The 7,257-nt window shown below is 66.4% G+C and carries 5 protein-coding genes; 3 read left to right on the top strand and 2 right to left on the bottom strand.

Going from position 1 to position 7,257, the window contains the following annotated elements; translation table 11 throughout:
• Positions 1–87 precede the first annotated feature (87 nt).
• Together QMX85_RS22945 and QMX85_RS22940 are read right to left on the bottom strand one after the other, a co-directional pair.
• Positions 88–558 (bottom strand): MaoC family dehydratase, encoded by a 471-nt coding sequence (locus QMX85_RS22945; RefSeq protein WP_282344805.1) that lies wholly within the window; start codon positions 556–558, stop codon positions 88–90.
• Positions 555–1,493, bottom strand: coding sequence for an alpha/beta hydrolase (locus tag QMX85_RS22940; protein WP_282344803.1), 939 nt, complete (start codon positions 1,491–1,493; stop codon positions 555–557). Before QMX85_RS22940 ends, QMX85_RS22945 begins: the two co-directional genes overlap by 4 nt.
• Positions 1,494–1,718: 225 nt before the next feature.
• Here QMX85_RS22940 and fadD2 point away from each other — a divergent pair, with 225 nt between their 5' ends.
• From fadD2 to QMX85_RS22925, 3 genes are all read left to right on the top strand, one after another.
• Positions 1,719–3,407, top strand: coding sequence for a long-chain-fatty-acid--CoA ligase FadD2 (fadD2, locus tag QMX85_RS22935; protein ID WP_090228551.1), 1,689 nt, complete (start codon positions 1,719–1,721; stop codon positions 3,405–3,407).
• Between the two features lie 227 nt (positions 3,408–3,634).
• Positions 3,635–5,323, top strand: coding sequence for a long-chain-fatty-acid--CoA ligase FadD1 (gene fadD1, locus QMX85_RS22930; RefSeq protein WP_282344799.1), 1,689 nt, complete (start codon positions 3,635–3,637; stop codon positions 5,321–5,323).
• A 185-nt stretch (positions 5,324–5,508) separates the two neighbouring features.
• Positions 5,509–7,191 (top strand): methyl-accepting chemotaxis protein, encoded by a 1,683-nt coding sequence (locus QMX85_RS22925; protein WP_282344797.1) that lies wholly within the window; start codon positions 5,509–5,511, stop codon positions 7,189–7,191.
• Positions 7,192–7,257: the final 66 nt, after the last annotated feature.

Genomic DNA, 7,257 nt, shown 5'->3' with positions numbered 1-7,257 from the left:
GGGGGGGGGGGGGGGGGGGCCCCCGGCGGCCCCCCCGGGGGGGCCCCCCCCCCGGGGGGGGGGGGGGGGGGGGGGCGGCGGCGGGTTTCAACCGATGCTGATCGGCGGCAGTTCGGCCAGGGCGATGTCCAGCGCCTCGGTCGGCGCCATCACCTCGGCCTCGCCGTCCACCACCTTCTTGCCGTCCTGGTTGATCACCCGGGTGGCGATGCGCACGCGGTTCTTCGGCAGTTTCTCGAGGATTTCCAGCTCCACGACGAGGGCGTCGCCGAGCTTCACCGGGCGGGTGAACTTCAGGCTCTGGCCCAGGTAGATGGTGCCCGGCCCCGGCAGCTCGCAGGCGATGGCCGCGCTGATCAGCGCGCCGCTGAACATGCCGTGGGCGATGCGCTCCTTGAACTGCGTGCCGGCCGCGTAGGCGGCGTCGAGGTGCACCGGGTTGCGGTCGCCGGAAACCGCGGCGAACAGCTGGATGTCGCGTTCTTCGACGGTCCGTTCGTAGCGTGCGGTCTGGCCGACTTCGAGGCTGTCGTAGGGGAAGTTGCGGAGCTGGGTCATGGAGTGTCCTTGGATGAGTCGAGGGCCTGTTGCAGCCAGTCGAGGAGGAAGGCGGTCACCTCGTCGCGATTGGTCTCGTTGAGCAGTTCGTGACGGGCGTCCGGGTAGAGTTTCAGTTGCACCTTGCGCAGGCCGGCGCGCTGCATCGCTTCGGCGAGGTCCTCCAGGCGCTCGCCGTCGCTGACCGGGTCGCACTCGCCACCGATCACCAGCAACGGCAGGCGCGCGTCGATCTGCGCCAGCTTTTCCATCGGGGTGATGTCCTGCAGCCCGCCGAGCAGGTCCATCCACAGCCGGTTGGTGCAACGGAAGCCGCACAGCGGGTCGGCGATGTAGGCGTCCACTTCCGCCGGATCACGGCTTAGCCAGTCGAAGGCGGTGCGGTTTGGCCTGAAGGCCTTGTTGAAGGAGCCGAAGGACAGGAAGTCGATCAGCGCGCTGCGCCCGGTCGGGCCCTGGCGCCATTGCTCGAAACGCGCCACCTGGCGCGCCGCGCGATACAGCGAGACCGGCTGGTAGTTGGAGCCGGAAAGGATCGCGCCGCTCACCGCGCAGCTGTGCTGCATCAGGTAGGCCTGGGCGATGTAGCTGCCCATGCTGTGGCCGAGCAGGAAGATCGGCGTGCGCGGGTGCTGCTGGCGAATGTGGTGGTTGAGCGCGGCGAGGTCGTCGATCACCCGTTGCCAGCCATCCTTCACCGCGTAGTCGCCGAGGATGCCGCGCTGCGCCGTCTGGCCGTGGCCACGCTGGTCGTGGGCATACAGCTCGACGCCGGCGGCGACCAGCGCCGCGCCGAAACGGGCGTAGCGGCCGGCGTGTTCGGCCATGCCGTGGGCCAGCATCAGCACGGCTTTCGGCGGTTTTTCGGCGAACCAGCGCTGGACGTTGACGGGCGCGGCGTCGCTGGTGGTGAGCCAGAAGGCATCGTGGCGCATGGTGGTACTCGGACCCTGTGGTGGCGGCATTTTGCACGGGACGACCGGCAGCGCAAGCCACCGGTGACCGCTTGAGCATAGCCAGCCGGCGCGGTAGCAGCCTGCGGCAAAGCCGGCAAGATTCACGCGGTCTATGGCGATTTGCGCCGTCCGGCCCACCTGCTAACGTCCGGAAAGGCCCGCACGAGCGGGCGCGCCACGTTCAGGACCAAGGAGACAATAACAATGCAGCCTGATTTCTGGAGCGACAAACGTCCGGCCGGAGTGCCCGCTTCGATCGATCAGACGGCTTACTCGTCCGTCATCGAAGTGTTCGAGCGCTCGTGCAAGCGGTTCGCCGACCGTCCGGCGTTCAGCAACCTCGGCGTCACCCTCAGCTACGCCGAGCTCAATCGCCAGGCAGCCGCCTTCGCCTGCTACCTGCAGAAGCACACCGACCTGCAGCCCGGCGACCGCATCGCCGTGCAGATGCCCAACGTGCTGCAATACCCGATCGCCGTGTTCGGCGCCCTGCGTGCCGGGCTGGTGGTGGTCAACACCAACCCGCTGTACACCGCCCGCGAGATGCGCCACCAGTTCAAGGACGCCGGCGTGCGCGCACTGGTCTACCTGAACATGTTCGGCAAGCTGGTCGAGGAGGTGCTGCCCGATACGCAGATCGACTACCTGATCGAGGCGCGCATGGGCGACATGCTGCCGAGCCTCAAGGGGCTGCTGGTCAACACGGTGGTGAAGAAGGTCAAGAAGATGGTCCCGGACTACCATCTGCCGCAGGCGGTGCCGTTCAAGGAAGCGCTGCGCAAGGGCCAGGGTCACGGGCAGAAACCGGTGAACGTCGGTCTCGACGACATCGCCGTGCTGCAGTACACCGGCGGCACCACCGGCGTGGCCAAGGGCGCCATGCTCACCCACGGCAACCTGGTGGCCAACATGCTCCAGGTGGACGCCTGCATGCAGCAGCTCGGCCCGGACGGCAAGCCGCTGATGAAGGTGGGCGAGGAGGTGATGATCGCGCCGCTGCCGCTGTACCACATCTATGCGTTCACCGCGAACTGCATGTGCATGATGCTCAACGGCAACCACAACGTGCTGATCACCAACCCGCGCGACATCGGCGGCTTCATCAAGGAGCTGAAGAAGTGGCGCTTCTCCGCGCTGCTCGGGCTGAACACCCTGTTCGTCGCGCTGATGGACCATCCCGACTTCAAGACCCTGGACTTCTCCAACCTCAAGCTGACCAATTCCGGCGGTACCGCGCTGGTCAAGGCCACCGCCGACCGCTGGAAACAGCTGACCGGCTGCATGGTGGTGGAAGGCTACGGCCTCACCGAAACCTCTCCGGTGGCCAGCACCAACCCCTACGGTGACAAGGCGCGGCTGGGCACCGTGGGCATCCCGGTGGTCGGCACCGCGTTCAAGGTGATCGACGACGACGGCAACGAGCTGCCGCTGGGCGAACGCGGCGAGCTGTGCATCAAGGGGCCGCAGGTGATGAAGGGTTACTGGCAGCGCGAGGAGGCGACCGCCGAGGTGCTGGACGCCGAGGGCTGGCTGAAGACCGGCGACATCGCGGTGATCGACCCGGATGGCTACACCCGCATCGTCGACCGCAAGAAGGACCTGATCATCGTCTCCGGCTTCAACGTCTACCCCAACGAGATCGAGGAAGTGGTGATGGCCCATCCGGGCGTCGCCAGCTGCGCCGCCATCGGCGTCGAGGACGAGCGTTCCGGCGAGGCGGTGAAGCTGTTCGTCGTGCCGCGCGAGGGCGGGGTCAGCGTCGAGGAACTCAAGGACTACTGCAAAGCCAACTTCACCGGCTACAAGGTGCCCAAGCACATCGTCCTCAGGGACGCGTTGCCGATGACGCCGGTGGGCAAGATCCTCCGCCGCGAGCTGCGCGACATCGCCTGAGGCGTCTGGAAAGGGCATTTCAGGCAAGGCTGAAAAATATGACCGGATACTTGTATCCGGTCATTTTTGTTACTGGCTAGGCAGATGTTGGTGCTGGTGGGCTCCTGGCAAAGCTGCTACGCTCGGCGCGATTTTTTGCCCTCCCCGTGCGAGGGCAGAATGCGCAGACACAATAACCAATCGCCTCAAAGGCGATGAGACCAGCTGTTGCTTAGGAGTGGGCTTCCATGATCGAAAACTTCTGGAAGGACAAGTACCCGGCGGGCATCCCTGCTGACATCAATGCCGACCAATACCCGAACATCCAGGCGGTATTGAAAGAGTCCTGCCAACGCTTCGCCGACAAGCCCGCCTTCAGCAACCTCGGCAAGACGATCAGCTACGGCGAGCTGTACGAACTCTCCGGCATCTTCGCCGCCTACCTGCAGAACCATACCGACCTGCAACCCGGTGACCGCATCGCCGTGCAGATGCCCAACGTGCTGCAGTACCCGGTCGCCGTGTTCGGCGCGATGCGTGCCGGCCTGGTGGTGGTCAACACCAACCCGCTGTACACCGCGCGGGAGATGGAGCACCAGTTCAACGACTCCGGCGCCAAGGCGCTGGTGTGCCTGGCCAACATGGCCCACCTGGCCGAAGACGTGCTGCCCAAGACCGGCGTGCGCCACGTCATCGTCACCGAGGTCGGCGACCTGCTGCCGCCGCTCAAGCGCCTGCTGGTCAACAGCGTCGTCAAGTACGTGAAGAAGATGGTGCCGGCGTTCAACCTGCCGCAGGCGGTGAAGTTCAACGACGCCCTCGCCAAGGGCCGCGGCAAGGCGCTGCGCGAATCCGCTCCGCAGGGCGGTGACGTCGCCGTGCTGCAATACACCGGCGGCACCACCGGCGTGGCCAAGGGCGCGATGCTCACGCACCGCAACATCATCGCCAACATGCTGCAGTGCAAGGTGCTGATGGGCGCCAACCTCAACGAGGGCTGCGAGGTCCTCATCGCGCCGCTGCCGCTGTACCACATCTACGCCTTCACCTTTCACTGCATGGCGATGATGCTGATCGGCGGGCACAACATCCTCGTCACCAACCCGCGCGACCTGCCCGGCACGGTGAAGGAGCTCGGCAAATGGAAGTTCACCGGCTTCGTCGGCCTGAACACCCTGTTCGTCGCACTGTGCAACAGCGAAGACTTCCGCCGCCTCGACTTCAGCGCGCTGAAGGCGACCTTCTCCGGCGGCATGGCGCTGCAACTGGCCACCGCCGAGCGCTGGAGGGAGGTCACCGGCTGCGGCATCTGCGAAGGCTACGGCATGACCGAGACCAGCCCGGTCGCCACGGTCAATCCGTTCCAGCACATCCAGGTCGGGACCATCGGCATCCCCGTGCCCTCGACCCTGTGCAAGGTCATCGACGACGAAGGCAACGACCTGCCGATCGGCTCCATCGGCGAGCTGTGCATCAAGGGCCCTCAGGTTATGAAGGGTTACTGGCAGCGCGAGGAAGCCACCGCCGAGGTGCTCGACGCCAATGGCTGGCTGAAGACCGGCGACATCGCGGTGATCCAGGAAGACGGTTACCTGCGCATCGTCGACCGCAAGAAGGACATGATCATCGTCTCCGGTTTCAACGTGTATCCGAACGAGCTGGAAGACGTGCTCGCCACCCTGCCGGGCGTGCTGCAGTGCGCCGCCATCGGCATCCCGGACGAGAAATCCGGCGAGGCGATCAAGGTCTTCGTGGTGGTCAAGCCGGGCGAGAGCCTGACCAAGGACCAGGTCATGCAGCACATGCACGACAACGTCACCGGCTACAAGCGACCGAAGTCCGTGGAATTCCGCGACGTGCTGCCGACCACCAACGTCGGCAAGATCCTGCGCCGCGAGCTGCGTGACGAAGAGCTGAAGAAGCTCGGCAAGAAGTAAGCGTCCCGCCGTTCGGAGAAGCCCCGCCCACGCGGGGCTTTTTCGTTGCTGCGCGGCGTCCGGACCTGCGGCAGTCTGGCGCAGGTATTTCGCTCGTCGTCCCGTTGCTGCGCGCTTTTTGTCAGAATTGCCGCCTCGATGGCGACGCCGCCCGGCGTCCGTCACGTTCTATAAGGAAATGCTTCATGCTCAGTCTGAGATTGCGCCCCAAAGTGTTGCTGCTGGTCCTGGTGCCCTGCTTTCTGCTTTCCCTGATGCTCGGAGGGTTGTCGGTCTGGGTGCTTCAGGGCGTCGCCGAGCAGCAGGAGGCGGAGGCCCGCACCAGCCTGATCGAGGCCCGGCGCGTTGAGATCGAGCATTACGTGCAGGTCGCGCGCAAGGCGATCGCACCGCTGTACGAAGCCTCCGCGGAGGGCGACCTGGAAGCCCGGGCGCGCGCCGTCGAGCTGCTGCAGAACCTCGGGTATGGCAAGGACGGCTACTACTGGGGGTATGACGAGAGCGCCGTGCGGCTGTTCCAGGGCAGCACCGGCGACAAGATCGGGCAGAGCTTCCAGGACTACCGCGATCCGCAGGGCGTCTACGCGATCCGCGAGCTGGTGCGAGCCGGGCGTGACGGCAGCCATTACGTCGACTACAGCTTCGTGCTCGGCGATGGCACCACCCTGGTGCCGAAGATCGGCTATTCCGAGTACCTGCCGAAGTGGCACATGGTGTTCGGCACCTCGGTCAACCTGGACGGTATCGAGCGGGAAGTTCAGACCATTCGCGCGCACTTCGGCAAGCGCATCGACCAGCTGACGTGGCTGATGATCGGTAGCGCCGTGGGCCTGCTGCTGGTGATCGGGGCCGTTGCGATGTACCTCTCCGGCACGCTGCTGCGGCCGCTGCTGCGGATCAAGGCGAGTCTCGACGAGGTGGCCCGCGGCGATGGCGATCTCACTCAGCGGCTGCCGGTGACCGGCGCCGACGAGCTGGGCGAGCTGGCCAGTGCCTTCAATCGCTTCGTCGAGAAGATCCAGGCGCTGGTGCGCCAGGTCAGCAATACGTCCTCCGAGCTGTCGATGCTGGTGGAGGCCGTGGCCAGCCAGGCGCATCGCTCGGAACAGGCGATGGATCGCCAGCGCCAGGAGACCGATCAGGTCGCCACGGCGATCAACGAGATGTCCGCGGCTGCCCAGGAAGTCGCCAGCAGCGCGCAGCGCGCCTCGGAAGCGGCGCAGGAAACCGACGAGCAGGGACGCAAGGCGCGCGAGGTGGTGGAGCAGAGCATCGTGCAGATCCACAGCCTGGTGGAGGACGTGCACGCCAGCGGCGCCGTGATCGACGGCCTGCACGGCGACGTGCAGGGCATCGTCGGGGTGCTCGAAGTGATCCGCTCGATCGCCGACCAGACCAATCTGCTGGCGCTCAACGCAGCCATCGAAGCCGCCCGCGCGGGCGAGGCCGGGCGCGGGTTCGCGGTGGTCGCCGACGAGGTGCGCGCGCTGGCCAGCCGCACCCAGCAGAGCACCGGAGAGATCCAGGCGATGATCAACCGCCTGCAGAGCGCCACCGCCCAGTCGCTGACCGCCATGCAGCGCAGTGGCGAGAAGGGCCAGGCCACCAGCAGCCAGGCCAACCAGACCGGGCTTTCGCTGGAGGCCATCACCACGCTGGTGGGCACCATCAACCTGATGAACGCGCAGATCGCCTCCGCCGCGGAAGAGCAGACGGCTGTGGCCGAGGAGATCAACCGCAGCGTTCACCAGATCGCTTCGGCGGTGGACAGCGTCGCCTCGGACGCGGCCCAGGGCGCGCGCACCGCCGCCGAGCTGAACGCGCTCAGCGGTCGGTTGCAGGCGCTGGTGCAACAGTTCCGCGTATGAGTCGCGGGGGGCCCCCCCCCCCCCGGGGGCCCCCCGGCCCCGGCGGGGGGCGCCCCCCCGGGGGCC

It is taken from the genome of Pseudomonas sp. PS02288, from assembly GCF_029959715.1.
Lineage (GTDB): Bacteria > Pseudomonadota > Gammaproteobacteria > Pseudomonadales > Pseudomonadaceae > Pseudomonas_O > Pseudomonas_O kuykendallii.
This window is presented reverse-complemented; position numbering and strand designations above follow the sequence as displayed.